At 56.0% G+C, this 15,075-nt stretch carries 14 protein-coding genes; 8 read left to right on the plus strand and 6 right to left on the minus strand.

What is annotated here, in order from left to right; genetic code table 11:
• Window positions 1–69: 69 nt before the first annotated feature.
• The gene (locus B5G06_RS06245; protein ID WP_087188232.1) at window positions 70–2,835 is read left to right on the plus strand and encodes a DNA methyltransferase; all 2,766 of its coding nucleotides are present in this window, start codon (window positions 70–72) and stop codon (window positions 2,833–2,835) included.
• A 61-nt stretch (window positions 2,836–2,896) separates the two neighbouring features.
• Here the strand turns inward: B5G06_RS06245 and pepT are convergent, their stop codons facing one another.
• Complete coding sequence (gene pepT, locus B5G06_RS06250; RefSeq protein WP_087188233.1) at window positions 2,897–4,108, minus strand: peptidase T; 1,212 nt, start codon at window positions 4,106–4,108, stop codon at window positions 2,897–2,899.
• 113 nt (window positions 4,109–4,221) lie between these two features.
• On the opposite strand from pepT, the gene B5G06_RS06255 reads away from it, so the two are divergent.
• Window positions 4,222–5,169, plus strand: coding sequence for an alpha/beta fold hydrolase (locus B5G06_RS06255; RefSeq protein ID WP_087188234.1), 948 nt, complete (start codon window positions 4,222–4,224; stop codon window positions 5,167–5,169).
• Window positions 5,170–5,211: 42 nt separating this feature from the next.
• Here the strand turns inward: B5G06_RS06255 and B5G06_RS06260 are convergent, their stop codons facing one another.
• Window positions 5,212–5,550: a histidine triad nucleotide-binding protein gene (locus B5G06_RS06260; RefSeq protein ID WP_087188235.1), complete on the minus strand. Its 339-nt coding sequence runs from the start codon at window positions 5,548–5,550 to the stop codon at window positions 5,212–5,214.
• A gap of 116 nt (window positions 5,551–5,666) precedes the next feature.
• On the minus strand, window positions 5,667–5,855 hold the full coding sequence (gene rpmB / locus B5G06_RS06265; RefSeq protein ID WP_087188236.1) for a 50S ribosomal protein L28: 189 nt from the start codon (window positions 5,853–5,855) through the stop codon (window positions 5,667–5,669).
• 524 nt (window positions 5,856–6,379) lie between these two features.
• On the opposite strand from rpmB, the gene hprK reads away from it, so the two are divergent.
• The 4 genes from hprK (at window position 6,380) to B5G06_RS14150 (ending at window position 10,523) form a co-directional block, all read left to right on the plus strand.
• On the plus strand, window positions 6,380–7,333 hold the full coding sequence (gene hprK, locus B5G06_RS06270) for an HPr(Ser) kinase/phosphatase (protein WP_087188237.1): 954 nt from the start codon (window positions 6,380–6,382) through the stop codon (window positions 7,331–7,333).
• A gap of 89 nt (window positions 7,334–7,422) precedes the next feature.
• Window positions 7,423–8,865, plus strand: coding sequence for an MBOAT family O-acyltransferase (locus B5G06_RS06275; protein ID WP_087188238.1), 1,443 nt, complete (start codon window positions 7,423–7,425; stop codon window positions 8,863–8,865).
• 15 nt (window positions 8,866–8,880) lie between these two features.
• Entirely contained in the window at window positions 8,881–9,900 is a 1,020-nt protein-coding gene (locus B5G06_RS06280; protein WP_087188239.1) for an SGNH/GDSL hydrolase family protein, read from the plus strand.
• Window positions 9,901–10,004: 104 nt separating this feature from the next.
• Window positions 10,005–10,523, plus strand: coding sequence for an RNA polymerase sigma factor (locus tag B5G06_RS14150; protein WP_204220756.1), 519 nt, complete (start codon window positions 10,005–10,007; stop codon window positions 10,521–10,523).
• Here the strand turns inward: B5G06_RS14150 and B5G06_RS06290 are convergent.
• Both B5G06_RS06290 and B5G06_RS06295 read right to left on the minus strand, forming a co-directional pair.
• On the minus strand, window positions 10,474–11,118 hold the full coding sequence (locus tag B5G06_RS06290) for a hypothetical protein (protein WP_087188240.1): 645 nt from the start codon (window positions 11,116–11,118) through the stop codon (window positions 10,474–10,476). The two genes, B5G06_RS14150 and B5G06_RS06290, sit on opposite strands and share 50 nt — an antisense overlap.
• 2 nt (window positions 11,119–11,120) lie before the next feature.
• Window positions 11,121–11,384: a helix-turn-helix domain-containing protein gene (locus B5G06_RS06295; RefSeq protein WP_158094667.1), complete on the minus strand. Its 264-nt coding sequence runs from the start codon at window positions 11,382–11,384 to the stop codon at window positions 11,121–11,123.
• A 255-nt stretch (window positions 11,385–11,639) separates the two neighbouring features.
• Here B5G06_RS06295 and rpsB point away from each other — a divergent pair, with 255 nt between their 5' ends.
• Window positions 11,640–12,365 carry a 30S ribosomal protein S2 gene (rpsB, locus tag B5G06_RS06300; protein WP_087188242.1) on the plus strand — a complete coding sequence of 242 codons (726 nt, stop codon included), beginning with the start codon at window positions 11,640–11,642 and terminating at the stop codon, window positions 12,363–12,365.
• An 80-nt stretch (window positions 12,366–12,445) separates the two neighbouring features.
• Window positions 12,446–13,360, plus strand: coding sequence for a translation elongation factor Ts (gene tsf, locus B5G06_RS06305; RefSeq protein WP_087188243.1), 915 nt, complete (start codon window positions 12,446–12,448; stop codon window positions 13,358–13,360).
• Window positions 13,361–14,369: 1,009 nt separating this feature from the next.
• On the opposite strand, the gene B5G06_RS06315 is transcribed toward tsf, so the two are convergent.
• The gene (locus B5G06_RS06315; RefSeq protein WP_087188245.1) at window positions 14,370–14,933 is read right to left on the minus strand and encodes a hypothetical protein; all 564 of its coding nucleotides are present in this window, start codon (window positions 14,931–14,933) and stop codon (window positions 14,370–14,372) included.
• Window positions 14,934–15,075: the final 142 nt, after the last annotated feature.

The following is a 15,075-nucleotide window of genomic DNA, read 5'->3' on the forward strand; positions in this document are numbered from 1 at the left end:
GGAAATATGAACCGGTCTATGCTATGCTTAATAAAAACAGTAAATCAGCACCCAGGAGGATCGGAAGTCATGACAGATGTGCAGCAGAGGGCAGCGGCGAAGGAGTTTACAGCCTATTGGGCAGGCCGGGGCGACGAGAAGCAGGAGACCCAGCGTTTCTGGATCGACCTGCTTCGGAATGTCTACGGTGTGGCGGAGCCGGAGAAGGCCATTGAGTTTGAGTGTCCTGTGAAGCTGGACCATGTCAGCTTCATTGACGGATATATCAAGGATACCCGTGTCCTTATTGAGCAAAAGGGGGCGGACATCGACCTGCGGCGGGGCTACAAGCAGTCCGACGGCTCCATGCTGACGCCCTATCAGCAGGCCCGCCGTTACGCGGGCTATCTGCCCCACGACAAGAACCCCCGGTGGATCGTGGTATGCAATTTCCGGGAGTTTCACGTCCACGACATGAACCGCCCTAATGACGAGCCGGAAGTAGTGGCCCTGGCCGGCCTGGAGAAGGAATATCACCGCCTGAATTTCCTGGTGGACACCGGGGATGAAAACATCAAAAAGGAGATGGAGATCTCCTTACAGGCCGGTGAGATCGTGGGTGCCCTGTACGATACGCTTTTGAAGCAGTACAAGGACCCGGAATCCCCGGAGACGCTGAAGAGCCTGAACGCCCTGTGCGTCCGGCTGGTGTTCTGCCTGTACGCCGAGGACGCGGAGATTTTCGGGGGCCACGGCAAATTTCACGACTATATGCAGCGCCACCAGAGCGACGCCCGCCGTGCCCTGATGGATCTGTTCCAGGTGCTGGATACCAGGCCGGAGGACCGGGACCCCTATATGGACGATGATCTGGCTTCCTTTCCCTATGTCAACGGCGGGCTGTTTGCCGATGAGCATATCATCATTCCCCGGCTGGACGAGACCATTGTGGAACTGATTCTCCAGCGGGCCAGCGCGGACTTTGACTGGTCCTCCATCAGTCCCACCATTTTCGGCGCTGTGTTTGAGAGCACCCTGAACCCGGAGACCCGCCGCTCCGGCGGAATGCACTACACCAGCATCGAGAATATCCACAAGGTCATTGACCCGCTGTTTCTGGACGACTTACGGGGGGAACTGGCGGACATTCAGGCTGTGGCGGTGGAGACCACCCGGAAACGCCGCCTGAAAGACTTTCAGCATAAGCTGGCGGGCCTGAAATTTCTGGACCCGGCCTGCGGTTCGGGCAACTTCCTGACCGAGACTTATATCTCCCTGCGCAAGCTGGAAAACGAGGTGCTGCGCAGCCTCAGCAACCAGATCGTCCTGGGTGACTTTATCAACCCCATTCAGGTCTCCATCGGCCAGTTCTACGGCATCGAGATCAACGATTTCGCCGTCTCGGTGGCCAAGACCGCCCTGTGGATCGCCGAGAGCCAGATGATGAAGGAGACTGAGGACATCATACATATGTCTTTGGATTTCCTGCCGCTGAAATCCTATGCCAACATCGTGGAGGGCAACGCCCTGCGGATGGATTGGGAGAGCGTGGTGCCAAAGCAGGAACTGAATTACATCATGGGCAACCCGCCGTTTGTGGGTGGAATGATGATGACAAGGGAGCAGCATGATGAACTGGCGCAGGCATTTCCAAATTGCAAAAAAGTTGGGGAAATTGATTATGTTGCAGGATGGTATGCAAAAGCAACAAAGCTAATTCAGGGAACTTCAATAAGATGTGCATTTGTATCCACCAATTCAATATGTCAGGGACAATCCGTTGCTTCTGTATGGGAACCTTTGTTTGCGGAACATATTCATATTGATTTTGCTCATAGGACGTTCCGATGGGACAGTGAGGCAAAATTAAAGGCGCGTGTTCACTGTGTTATCGTCGGATTTAGTGTAGCCTCTAACAAAAAGAAAAAGATGCTCTTTACTTCAGAAAGACCTATGGAAGTAAGTAATATTAACGGTTATCTGTTAGACGCTGAAAATGTCTTTATTGAAAATAGGAGTATACCGTTGTGTGATGTGCCCAAGATGAGATTTGGCAGTATGCCGCGAGATGGCGGAGGATTTATACTCAATGAAGAGGAGAAATGCGCCTTAATAGAGAAGGAGCCAATTTCTCAAAAATGGATTCATTTATATATTGGTGCTGAAGAATTTATAAATAATAAGAAAAGATACTGCTTATGGTTAGTAGATGCTGCGCCTAATGAATTGCGGTCATGTAAAGAGGTGCTGCGCAGGGTGGAAACAGTCCGCACATTTCGTGCTAACAGTAAAGCAGCAGCTACAAGAAAATTTGCAGAAACCCCTACGCTGTTTTGCCAGATTGCGCAACCAGATACTGACTATATTATTATTCCGGGGGTATCTTCTGAAAAACGTCGGTATGTTCCAATAGGGTTTATGGATAAGGATACCATTGCGTCAAACCTTGTTCAGATTATTCCGGACGCTACCCTTTATCATTTTGGTGTTCTGACCTCCAATGTCCATATGGCATGGATGAGGGCGGTATGTGGCCGTCTGAAAAGTGACTACCGCTATTCAAAAGACATCGTCTACAACAACTTCCCCTGGCCCACGCCTACCGACGAACAGAAGGCCAAAATCGAGGAGACCGCCCAGGCCATTCTGGACGCCCGGGCCCTCTATCCCGACTCCAGCCTGGCCGATCTCTACGACGAAACCACCATGCCCCCCGAGCTGCGCAAGGCTCATCAGCAGAACGACAAGGCCGTTATGCGCGCCTATGGCTTTGACATCAAGACTACCACCGAGACCACCTGTGTGGCGGAGCTGATGAAGCTGTATCAGAAATTGACGGAAGCCACGGGCAAATAAAACAGAAGGACCATAAAAAACAGCGCCATCTGTTCAACAGATGGCGCTGTTTTGCGTTTGTTCAGGCCTTCACCAGATGGACCAGCACGTCGGTCATCTTGTGCAGGGCGTCCACCGGGATATACTCGTGGACCCCGTGGAAGTTGACGCCGCCGGTACACAGATTGGGGCAGGGAAGACCCATATAGCTCAGCCGGGCGCCGTCAGTGCCGCCACGGATAGGTACCTCCAGAGGCGTGACACCCACCGCCTCCATGGCGGCCCGGGCGCGATGGATCAGGTACATATGGGGCTCGATTTGCTCCAGCATATTGTAGTAGGAGTCCTTCAACTCCATTTCCACCGTGCCGGCACCATATTTGGCGTTGAGATAGTCCACAACACGGGTCAGGAAGGCCTTGCGGTTCTCAAACTTGGCCCGGTCGTGGTCCCGGATGATATAGGAGAGGGTAGCGGTGGTCTCGTCGCCGGACATCTCGCACAGGTGGTAGAAGCCCTCGCGGCCCTCGGTGTGGGCAGGGGTCTCGGCGGGAGGCAGCAGGTTGACCAGTTCCACGGCCATGAGAATGGCGCTCTTCATTTTGTTTTTGGCGGAGCCGGGGTGGATGTTCACGCCATGAATGGTGATCTGAGCGCTGGCGGCGTTGAAGTTTTCATACTCCAGCTCGCCCAGCTCGCCGCCGTCCACGGTATAGGCCACCGCCGCGCCGAAGCCCGCCACGTCGAAGTGGTCGGCACCGCTGCCCACCTCCTCGTCGGGGGTGAAGCCCACGGCAATGCGGCCATGGGGGATCTCGGGGTGGAGGGTGAGATATTCCACAGCGGACATGATCTCCGCCACGCCAGCCTTGTCGTCGGCTCCCAGCAGGGTGGTGCCGTCGGTGACGATCAGGTCCTGGCCCACATATTTGGACAGGCTCTCAAACTCGGCGGCCTTCATGGTGATCTGCTTTTCCGCGTTCAGGAGGATGTCGCCCCCCTCATAGTGGACAATGCGGGGCTTTACATCAGCGCCGGGGGCGCTGGGGGAGGTGTCCATGTGGGCGATAAGGCCCATACAGGGGATGCCCTCACAGCCCGGAGTGGCGGGCAGCCAGCCGTAGACGTAGCCATACTCGTCCATGTGAGCGTTGTGCAGACCCATCTGACTCAGTTCCGCGGCCAGGGTCTCCCCCAGTACCTTCTGCTTTTCGGTGGTGGGAGTGGTCTGGCTGTGCTCGTCTGACTGGGTATCATAGGTGACGTACTTTAAAAACCGTTCCACAGCGTTCATGTTCTGCGTCCTTTCTCCCGGTTTCCGTTCCTTGCTCTTGACGGATACCGGGCAATGGAATAGACTAAACTAAATAGCACCCGATATTATACCATAAGAGGAGCCGGATTTCTATGGTGACGACGCAGGAATTTACCTTCCCCTCCAGCGATGGAGTCCATCTGGTGGGAGCCACCTGGTGGAAAGGGGAGACGGAGCGGCCCAGGGCCATCGTGCAGCTGGTCCACGGCATTTCGGAGTATATCGGCCGGTATGACGACTTTGCCCGGTTTCTGGCAGAGTGCGGCTACTGGGTGGTGGGTCACGACCATCTGGGCCACGGCCGCACGGCGACGGACCCGTCGGAGTACGGCTGGTTTGCCGACAAAGATGGGTGGAAGTATGTGCTCAAGGACACCCGCACCCTGAGGCGGTTGGCAGGGGAGGCCTGCCCGGAGGCTCCCTATTTTATCATGGGTCACTCCATGGGCTCCTTTGTGGTGCGGGGTTATCTCAGTTACTGGCCGGGTACAGTGGACGGGGCCATCCTGTCGGGTACAGGCCAGGAAGCGCCCGCCAAAGTGAACGCGGGGCTGGCCCTCTCCGGCCTGCTTCTGAAAACCAAAGGCCCCAGGGCCCACAGCAAACTGCTGGACAACCTGTCCGTGGGAGCCTACAACAAGCAGTTCAAGCCCACCCGCACCGGGGCGGACTGGATCTCCCGGGATCAGGCGGTGGTAGACGCCTACTGTGCCGATCCCCTGTGCCAGTTCCTGCCCACGGTGAGTATGTTCCACGACATGATGCACGGGCTCAATCTGCTGGCCAGGAAGAGCACTCTGGCCCGGCTGGACCCCAATACGCCGGTATACTTCTTTGCCGGAGACCGGGACCCGGTGGGCCAGCAGGGCAAGGGCGTCAAAAAAGTGGCCCGCTGGTTCAAGGAGGCGGGTGTAAAGGATGTTGCCGTCAAGCTTTACCCGGAGGGCCGCCACGAAATGCTCAATGAGACCAACCACCAGCAGGTCTATGAGGATGTGCTGGCCTGGCTGGAGGGGCATTTAAAGAAGAAAGAGGCATGACAAAAGCGGCCGCGCACAGCGCGGCCGCTTTTCTTTGGGGGATTAGCCCGGAGGCCAGGTCATATCCCGGCCCGCCAGCACATGGAAGTGCAGGTGGTGGACCGACTGGCCCGCCTGCTCTCCGCAGTTGGACACCACTCGGAAGTCGGTGATGCCCAGCTGGGCGGTCACTTTGGAAATGACCTCAAAGATATGGGCCACCACGCCGGCATTGTCGGCGGTGATCTCGCCGCAGGAGCCGATGTGGGCCTTGGGGATCACCAGGAAATGGGTGGGCGCCTGGGGATCGATGTCATAGAAGGCAAAGACCTGATCGTCCTCGTAGACCTTGTTGGACGGGATCTCCCCGGCGGCGATCTTACAGAACAGACAGTCGCTCATAGCAGGACCTCCTCATTTGTCAAGCTGGGTTCAGTATAGCACAGAAGGGGGGGCTTGTCATGCCTGAAAACGAAAAAAGGACCGCCCGACTGGGCAGTCCTTTTTCTATCGGTCAATCACACAGCGCGGGTGACCTTACCCGAACGGAGGCATCTGGTGCACACATAAACGTGCTTGGGCGTGCCGTTGACGATCGCCTTGACGCGCTTCACATTGGGCTTCCAGGGGCGGTTGGTGCGGCGGTGAGAGTGGGACACCTTAATACCGAACACGACACCCTTGTCGCAAAATTCACATTTGGCCATTCACTTATACCTCCTCGCTCGTCAGGATACGCTTACAAAAGCATCGAACGATATGATAGCAGAACTTTCGAAAAAATGCAAGTGCTTTTTTCAAAATGACTGGAATTTTTCTGCGGGGGCCTGTACACAGGTTCTTACCACACCGCTTCTTTTGGCAAATTGCCTTCCCGGTTGCAAATCGGGAGGAGAGAATGGTATAATAATGTCTACTGAATAAACCGCGATGCGGTTTATTCGCGCGGAGGTAGCTGCGCAATTTCATAAAAACAGCTCGAAGTGGCTGTTTTTATAAAATTCAGCCATTGTTACAATGCGTATTTCCGTTGGCGCGTCTCAACGCACCAACGGAAAGTGCGAGGTTTTTTGGACGATCTCGTCCAAAACCCTTGCACTTGAACAAAGCCATTTGGCCTTGAAAACCTTGGTTTTCAAGGTTTGTGGCTTTGTTCAGTACGCATTATAATAAAACAAATCGCTTTGAAATGACCGGCGGGGGACAACCCGCCTTTATAGGAGGAAGAGCTATGGAAAGCTTGTACACCGTCAAACTGGGCGAATTGATCAAAAAGTTTAATCTGGAGGTGCTCCGCGGGGCGGAGGGCTATGAGGACCAGGCTATCTGCACGGAGGACGTGAATCGTCCCGGCCTGCAGCTTACCGGATTTTTCGACTACTTCGATCCCCACCGGCTCCAGGTCATTGGCAAGGTGGAGGATACCTACCTCTCCGGCCTGACGCCGGATCAGAGGCGGGAGAGCTTTGAGTTGCTGCTGAGCCAGGATATTCCTGCCCTTATCGTCTCCCGGGGCATTGATCCCTTCCCGGAGTGCATGGAAATGGCGGAGAAATACGACCGGACGGTGCTCCGCAGCCAGGACACCACCAGTGTGCTCATGAGCACCATCATTGCCTCCCTGAAATCCTACCTGGCCCCCCGCATCACCCGCCACGGTGTGCTGGTGGAGGTATACGGCGAGGGCGTGCTGCTGCTGGGCGAGTCCGGTGTGGGCAAGAGTGAGACCGCCATCGAGCTGGTGAAGCGTGGACACCGCCTCATCGCCGACGACGCGGTGGAGATCAAGCAGACTGTCACCGGCGGCCTGATGGGTACTGCGCCCGAGCTCATCCGCCATTATATCGAGCTGCGGGGCATCGGCGTCATTGACGTGCGCCGCCTCTTCGGTATGAGCGCTGTTAAAGAAGAGGCGGAGATCGACATGGTCATCAGCCTGGAGCAGTGGAAGGACGGGGCCATGTATGACCGGCTGGGCCTGGAGAACCTGTACACCACCATTCTGGACGTACAGGTGCCCTCCCTCACCATCCCGGTGAAGCCGGGCCGGAATCTGGCGGTCATCATCGAGGTGGCGGCCATGAACAACCGCCACAAGAAGATGGGCTACAATGCTGCTCTGGAGTTCACCAAGCAGATCAACGAGCACTTTGACCAGGCCATGAGCGCCCAGATGAACAAGTAATCCCTCAGATCACGGCCCGCCGCGGCGGACTTCGGAGCCAGAGGCCCCGGAGCAAAGCCCGGCGGGCTTTTTAAAGGATGTGACCGCTCTTGACCTTTTTATCCCTGCCCTTCTTCTGCTTTTTTCCGGTAACAGCGCTGGGCTATTTTCTGCTGCCCCGGAAGGTGCGGAACCTGTGGCTGCTGTTGGCAAGCTGGTTTTTCTATCTGTGTGCCAAGCCGGTCTATCTCACCCTGCTGCTCTTTGTGATCCTCACCTCCTATGTGGCGGGGATCTCCCTAGGAAAGAAGAAAAAGCGGTGGGTGTTGGTGCTCTGCCTGCTGACCGACGTGGTACTGCTTTTCCTATTCAAATATGTCAACTTCGCCCTATCTATGGTGGGAGAAGTTCTTCACGGCATGGGGATTGCCTGGAATGTGCCGGTACTGGACATTGTGCTGCCGGTGGGTATCTCCTTCTACCTCTTCCAGGCCATGGGCTATGTAATCGACGTATGGCGGGGCAAGGCGGAGGCCCAGGGAAATTTCCTGCTCCATGCCCTGTTTCTCTCCTTCTTCCCCCAGGTAGTGTCCGGCCCCATCGGTCGGGCGGGGGAGCTTACCCCCCAGTTCCGGGAACCGCACCCCTTTGACTGGGACAAGTTCCGGGAGGGTTTGGTGCGCTTTTTGTGGGGTGCCTTTAAGAAAATGGTGCTGGCTGACCGGCTGGCGGTGTTGGTCAACACCATCTTCGGGGCGCCGGAGACCTTTGGCGCGCTGCAGGTGATGGGAGCGGCGGCGGCCTTTTCCCTCCAGATCTATTGTGATTTCTCCTCCTACACAGACATGGCCCTGGGTGTGGCCCACAGCATGGGCTTCACCCTGCGGGAGAACTTTGACACACCCTATTTTTCCCGGTCCATTGCAGAATTCTGGCGGCGGTGGCATATGTCCCTGTCCAACTGGTTCCGGGACTACCTCTACATCCCCTTGGGCGGCTCCCGGCGGGGCACCGCCCGGAAATATCTGAATGTACTCATCGTCTTTGCAGTCAGCGGCCTGTGGCACGGGGCGGCCATGACCTTTGTAGTGTGGGGCGTGCTCAACGGCCTCTATCAGGTGATGGGGGCGGTTACTGCGCCCCTGCGGGATGGCGGGTACCGGTTGCTCCACATCAGGGAGGACGGTCCCTTCCGGCATGGGGTGCAGATCCCGATCACCTTTCTGCTGGCCACGGTGGCCTGGGTGTTCTTCAAGGCCAGTTCTCTGTCCAATGCCCTGGCGGTTCTGGGCGGGATGCTCCACGGCCCCCTGTGGGTGCGCCAGAGCATGGGCCTGGACCGGTGGGAGCTGCTGGCGGCCGCTGCAGGGCTTCTGCTGCTCTTGCTGGTGGATTTGTTGAGCAAGCGATACAATCTATGGAAGACCTATCTGCAACAGCCCCGGCTGGTACGGTGGTGCATCCTGTGGGTGCTCCTCTTTGGTTGCCTGATCTTCGGCAGCTATGGAGCAGGGTATGACGCCCAGGATTTTATGTATGGATTTAGTTTTTAAGGAGGGGATACACCAATGAAGCGCCTGAACAAGGGGAAAGAGTGCTTCTTTGCCCTCCTCTTCCTGCTGCTGACGGCAGTGATGGTCAATTTTATCTCCGACGTTCTGCGGCCCTCACAGACCATGTACGGAGCCACCTGGAGTGCCTTCCAGGCGGAACCGGAGGACAGCCTGGACGTGATCTATCTGGGCAGCTCCTTTGCCTACTGCGATTTCAACCCCTCGGTGGTGTACGATGCCTCCGGCCTGACGGGGTATGTGATGGGGGGCTCGGAACAGCCTCTGTCCATTACCTATTGGTATTTGAAGGAGATTTTCCAAACCCAGTCTCCCTCCGCCGTGGTGCTGGAGGGTACCTCTCTGTACTTTAAGCAGTACCAGAACTATACCCAGCAGAATGTGAGCCAGATGCCCTTCTCGGTCAACAAACTGGGCGCTATTTTCACAGCGTCTGAGGAGGACCTGCGGACCGGACTGCTCTTTGACCTGTCCCTCTACCACAGCCGGTGGAAGGAGCTGCGGAAAAGCGACCTGAAAAAAGCGGTAATCCCGGTACAGGGGGACTACTACAAGGGCTTTACGCCGGTGGATCAGGTGATGGACGGCGTGGGAGAAACGGTGGTGGAAGGTAACCGCACAGTGTCGGAGGAGGACTACGCCGCCAACCTGGTATGGCTGGGCAGGATCCTGGACCTCTGCCGGGAGCACGGCGCCCAGCCTATCGTCACCTTCAATCCCAGCTATACCCGCTGCACCCAGGAACAGTACGCCCGCAATACGGCAGACATTCTGGCTCTGGATGGGGAGACGCTGGTATACAACTGGTCGGACAGCTTCGAGGAGATGGGGCTGATCCCTACGGAGCATCTCTATGACGGCGGACACCTGAACCAGGACGGGGCAGCTATTTTCTCCGCCTGGCTGGGCCGGTTCCTGACCGACGAGGTGGGGCTGGTCCCCAGAACTCAGACTACGGAAAATACCGCTGCCTGGCAGGAATCTGCCGCCTGGTGGCGGGAGAAAAACCAGAGCTGACTTGAAAAACCTCCGGCTTCGGCCGGAGGTTTTGTCACGTTTGGCTTTGCCCAGGTGTATTCCAGGTGAACGCGTTCCAATCCACAAGGCAAGGAGGGAGGACCATGGAAGGACAGGACAGGGAGGCGCTGGCCCGGCGGCTGGTGGACACTTATTCCGATCAGTTGCTGCGGCTGGCCTACTCGCTGCTGAACAATGTGCCGGACGCACAGGATGTGTGCCAGGAGGCGCTGCTTAACCACTCCGATGATGTCATCCGGCCACAGGCCGCTTTCATCGTCAACGCGGTTCAGAACGCACCAAACGACGGTAGCTTGTTCGACGGTCGAGCATCCGCGCGCCTCTCCGTAGAGCGTCTTTGCAAGGTACTCAGCAGGGTCACGGCTGGCCTGCTCAGTTTCTTCCGGGATGATGGAAACGCACGGCGGTTTGGTGGAACCTGCATCAGCCTCGCCCTCCGCAGCAGTCGGCGTTGTCACCGCAAGCACCAGGGTGATGACGGCCAGAAGTGCCACCAGACAGATAACGGCTCTCGCCGCGAAGATACGGCGCTTACGCTGGAGCGCCCTTCTCTCAGTCCGGGTCATAGCTCTCCCTCCTCCGCCGGTACAGCTCGTCGATAAGGTCCGTGTCGGAGAAGTCGCGGATTCCCTTATCCGGCGCTCCATCATTGATAGATACAAGGATTGAGGATTTCAGATAAAAAGCGGGGCGCGGGGCGAAGAACTCGTAGCAGACGTAGCTGTAGTACACAGAGCCGTCGGTATAGATGCGGTACGCGTAGTAGGCGCCGGAGTACGGGGAGTTGTCCGTACACCAAGGTGTAGCGGTCCACCACGGCTTGCTCGTCAGGGGGATGTAGCAGCGGTATTTGCGGAACTCGTCGATGGTCAGAGTTCTGGCCTTTACGCAGGGCATCCCATAGTCGGTCATGCCGTCCATGGAAGTGAGATCAATAGGCCGCTCCAGTATGGCGTCCTTGATAGACGGGTGGTTGTTGGCCCATTCCAGGATGTCGGCCATCAGGCGGCTACCAACGAAATTGTTGTGGTCGTTGCGCTCCGCGTCCTCGTGTTCAAAGGGGCCGGTATCCGGCAGGGTATCGGTGGTAACGGCAAACGCGCCGCCCATCTTCTCGTCCAGCTTGACAAATTCCACGCCGTCAATGGTGAAAAACTCACCCTGGCGCACCTTGCAAAGCTCAATGGTCTTGCTCATGTTCAGTCCTCCTCTTTTGTGTTAGGCATCGGTGCCTTTCTGTGGTTGCCGCGGCGTCTGATAGACGCCCGGACCTCCTTTTGTGCCAGGTCCGGGTCGTACTCCGGCCTCTGGTTTTCGTCCAGTTTCCCGGTAGCACCACGCCGAAGCTCCTCGTAGATGGTTCCAGGGTGACACCCGACCTTATTTGCGATGTCCAGGACGCGGGCCTCCTGACGGTAGAGCTTGGCGATAAGCCGCCGGTCCTTGAGGGTAAGGTATTTCATGGCTCTGCTGCACCCCCTTTTCTGGGCAAAAAATAAATCCCTCTGGGGGATTGCCCCCCTTCGGGATTTACGATAGCATTTGCATTTCATTTTTTGCGGCGAAAAAATCCTTGCAAAACTGGAAACACTGTGATATTATATTCGGGCATGATTACGCACACCCGCGGACGGGGGGCCAGGTGCTTCCGCTTGGAGGTTGGCCGGCTCCGAATGAACCGGGTGGAGGAATCAACAATTAAAGGAGGAATTTTTACCATGGCAGTCGTATCTATGAAGCAGCTTCTCGAGGCGGGCGTTCACTTCGGTCACCAGACCCGTCGCTGGAACCCCAAGATGGCCACCTATATCTACACCGAGCGCAACGGCATCTATATCATCGACCTGCAGAAGACCGTGAAGAAGCTGGAGGAGGCCTATAACTTCGTCCGTTCTCTGGGCGAGTCCGGCCAGACCCTGCTGTTCGTGGGCACCAAGAAGCAGGCTCAGGAGGCTATCAAGGAAGAGGCTGAGCGCGTTGGTATGTACTATGTCAATGCCCGTTGGCTGGGCGGTATGCTCACCAACTTCAAGACCATGCGCGGCCGCGTGGAGCGTCTGAACCAGCTGAAGAAGATGCAGGAGGACGGCACCTTCGATATGCTCCCCAAGAAGGAAGTCATGAAGCACCTGGGCGAGATCGCCAAGCTGGAGAAGTACCTGGGCGGCGTCGTGGAGATGAAGAAGCTCCCCGGTGCTCTGTTCGTGGTTGACCCCCGCAAGGAGCGCAACGCCATCAACGAGGCCCGCAAGCTGAACATCCCCATCGTGGCTATCGTGGACACCAACTGTGACCCCGACGAGATCGACTACGTGATCCCTGGCAACGATGACGCCATCCGCGCCATCAAGCTGATCTCCGGTGTGATGGCCAACGCCATCCAGGAGGGCAAGCAGGGCCAGGACGCCGCTGAGGAGACCGAGAAGACCGAGGCCGCTGAGTAATTTACCCAAACAAAGGACAGGAGCGCCCGCCCGCGCGGGCGGGCGCTCCTTTTTATAATTGAGATGGAGGTAATGTGATCATGGCAATCACTGCAAAAGACGTACAGGCCCTGCGCGAGATGACCGGCGTGGGTATGATGGACTGCAAGAAGGCCCTCACCGAGGCCGAGGGCAACATGGAAAAGGCTGTTGAGATCCTGCGCGAGAAGGGTCTGGCTGCTTCCCAGAAGAAGGCTGGCCGCATCGCTGCCGAGGGTATGGCTTACGCTACCGTGGTGGACGGCGTGGGCGTGGTGGTCGAGGTTAACGCCGAGACCGACTTCGTGGGCAAGAACGAGAAGTTTGTCGACTTCGTGAAGGGTGTTGCCGCTGTTGTGGCCGCCAACAAGCCCGCTGACCTGGACGCTCTGATGGCTCTGCCCTATGGCAACGGCCGCACCGTGCAGGAGGAGCAGCAGGAGATGGTGCTGGTCATCGGCGAGAACATCAAGGTCCGCCGCTTTGCCTTCTTCACCGATGGTATCTCCGTGCCCTATGTCCATGCCGGCGGCAAGATCGGCGTGCTGGTGAACCTGGAGACCAGCCTGTCCGCCGAGCAGGTTGAGACCGTTGGTAAGGATGTGGCCATGCAGATCGCCGCTCTGAATCCCCGCTTCTGGGACAAGAGCCAGGTGGATCAGGCCACTCTGGACGAGGAGAAGAAGATCCTGCTGGTCCAGATGGAGAACGATCCCAAGATGGCTTCCAAGCCTGAGAAGGTGAAGGAGGGCATCGTGGCTGGCAAGCTGGGCAAGTTCTATAAGGAGAACTGCCTGCTGCAGCAGGAGTTCGTGAAGGACAACTCCATGACCGTGGAGCAGTATATCGCTTCCGCTGCCAAGGCTCTGGGCGGCGCTGTGACCTTCAAGAACGCTGTTCGCTTTGAGAAGGGCGAGGGCATCGAGAAGAAGCAGGAGAACTTCGCTGAGGAGATCGCCAAGCAGCTGGGCAAGTAATTGTGTACTTGTCCCCCCGCAAACAAGCACATTGTCCCTAAATAATGACTCACAAAAGAGTCCGAGGAAATTCGTTTCCCCGGGCTCTTTTTTTATTTCTTTTCTGTTTTTAGCCCGGTTTTATCTTGATTCTGACTTTTACCGAACTTTTTCGGAAAAAGAATTGTCGAGCAGCTTGTGGTCAAAATGGTTGGACAAACGACCAGGTTGGAGTGGGACGATCACATGGTATCTAAGGGAAATGGCAATTAACTCAAAAAATTGACAGCGAAATTTGAATTAAATGAAAAATTTGCGGGTAGTATCATCAAATTTTTGATTTAATTCAATTTTTGGACGCAAAATTTTGAGCTAATTCCGTGCCATCATCGAAATTTTGAGTTAATTCAAGGGAGATAAGCAAAAATTGCTGGTACAGAAATAGCTGGAGGAGTAACTATTTAGGGGGGGCAAGATACATGGAACGGACGGGAGAGCGCACACGAGACATCCGATTTTACAGTAACAAGAACGGAGATATCGTATGCCTGCACAGTAAGTGGGCGAGGAATTACGCACGATGGTTGGAGGAGCAAGCGTGGGTGCAGAGTTATCAGGTAGGTTGTCCTCTGGATGCCGACATCATGGGCCGCATATCACGGGCGGGCATACGCACGGACTACCTACAGACCGGGTGGGCTACCGACTTTGTCATCCGGTACGCTGATGGACACAAAGGTGTAAGAGAGCTAGTGCAGCGAGGACAGTTGAAGAAAAAGGCCCATGTAGAGCGCCTGGAGCTATCTCGCAGGTACTGGGCGGCGACCGATACGGAGTGGATGGTGGTGATCGTAGATGGATAGACCACTGCGCTTTGTGAAACGATTGGGCGCCATATATCGAGTTTTGCTTGAGACTCCGGCCGGTTGCTGGCTGACTGACTGTAACGGCCCCTCTCCACCATTTTTTGAGGTCAGCTTGGACAGGTATGAGCGAGTACCAGCACCGAATAGTTGGATGGACGAGCACACTAGCGTCGATAAGTGTTGTAAGAGACCTCTGCCTTTGCTGCATCCATGTCTTTGTCCGCAATGATATGGAGGAAGCCCTTCAAACGGTCTTTCATTTTTGTCCTGTATGCAGCGGAGTCAATAATCAACGCCGCCTGAGTGAATGTGTAAAAGTCACCTTTTGGAAACATCCCATAGAGTTTGTTTAAGTAATGGTACTCCATGCCCATGTGGATCCAATTTTTGACGCTCCGGCGGACGCCGCGCCGAGCCATGTATTTGAGGTGGTCTACTTTAAGTTGTAACTCCATCCGGATGATATCCTGCTCATAGGCCTGCGGCAGATCGCTGCAACTACCAGTAGCAAGGTGTTTGGCTGTGCGCTCTGCTGTTTTGTCGTAAACATTGACAACCCTGCTCTTGCTGCGGCTATATATAGAGGTAGCGTAGTTGATTCCGCGTGTGGTATATATCGCCTTAGTGGGGCATTTTTGCAGCAAGCGAAAGAGCACCTCCCGGGTTCTGTCATCCTCTATTCGGATGTTGTAACAATAGTCGATGCGGCTGACGGCCATATCGTCCAATGTATATCCACCGTACAGGGATGATTGGAATAGTCAAGAAAACCGCACACCCAACATGTCCGGTTATGCCACCTGCGTTTGTGCTGACAGCCACCGTCTCCGCTTGACCAGCGGAGGCAGATGATCCTCGTTGGCAGTGTTG

The sequence above is a fragment of the Flavonifractor sp. An52 genome (genome assembly GCF_002159385.1).
Classification (GTDB): Bacteria; Bacillota; Clostridia; order Oscillospirales; family Oscillospiraceae; genus Flavonifractor; species Flavonifractor avicola.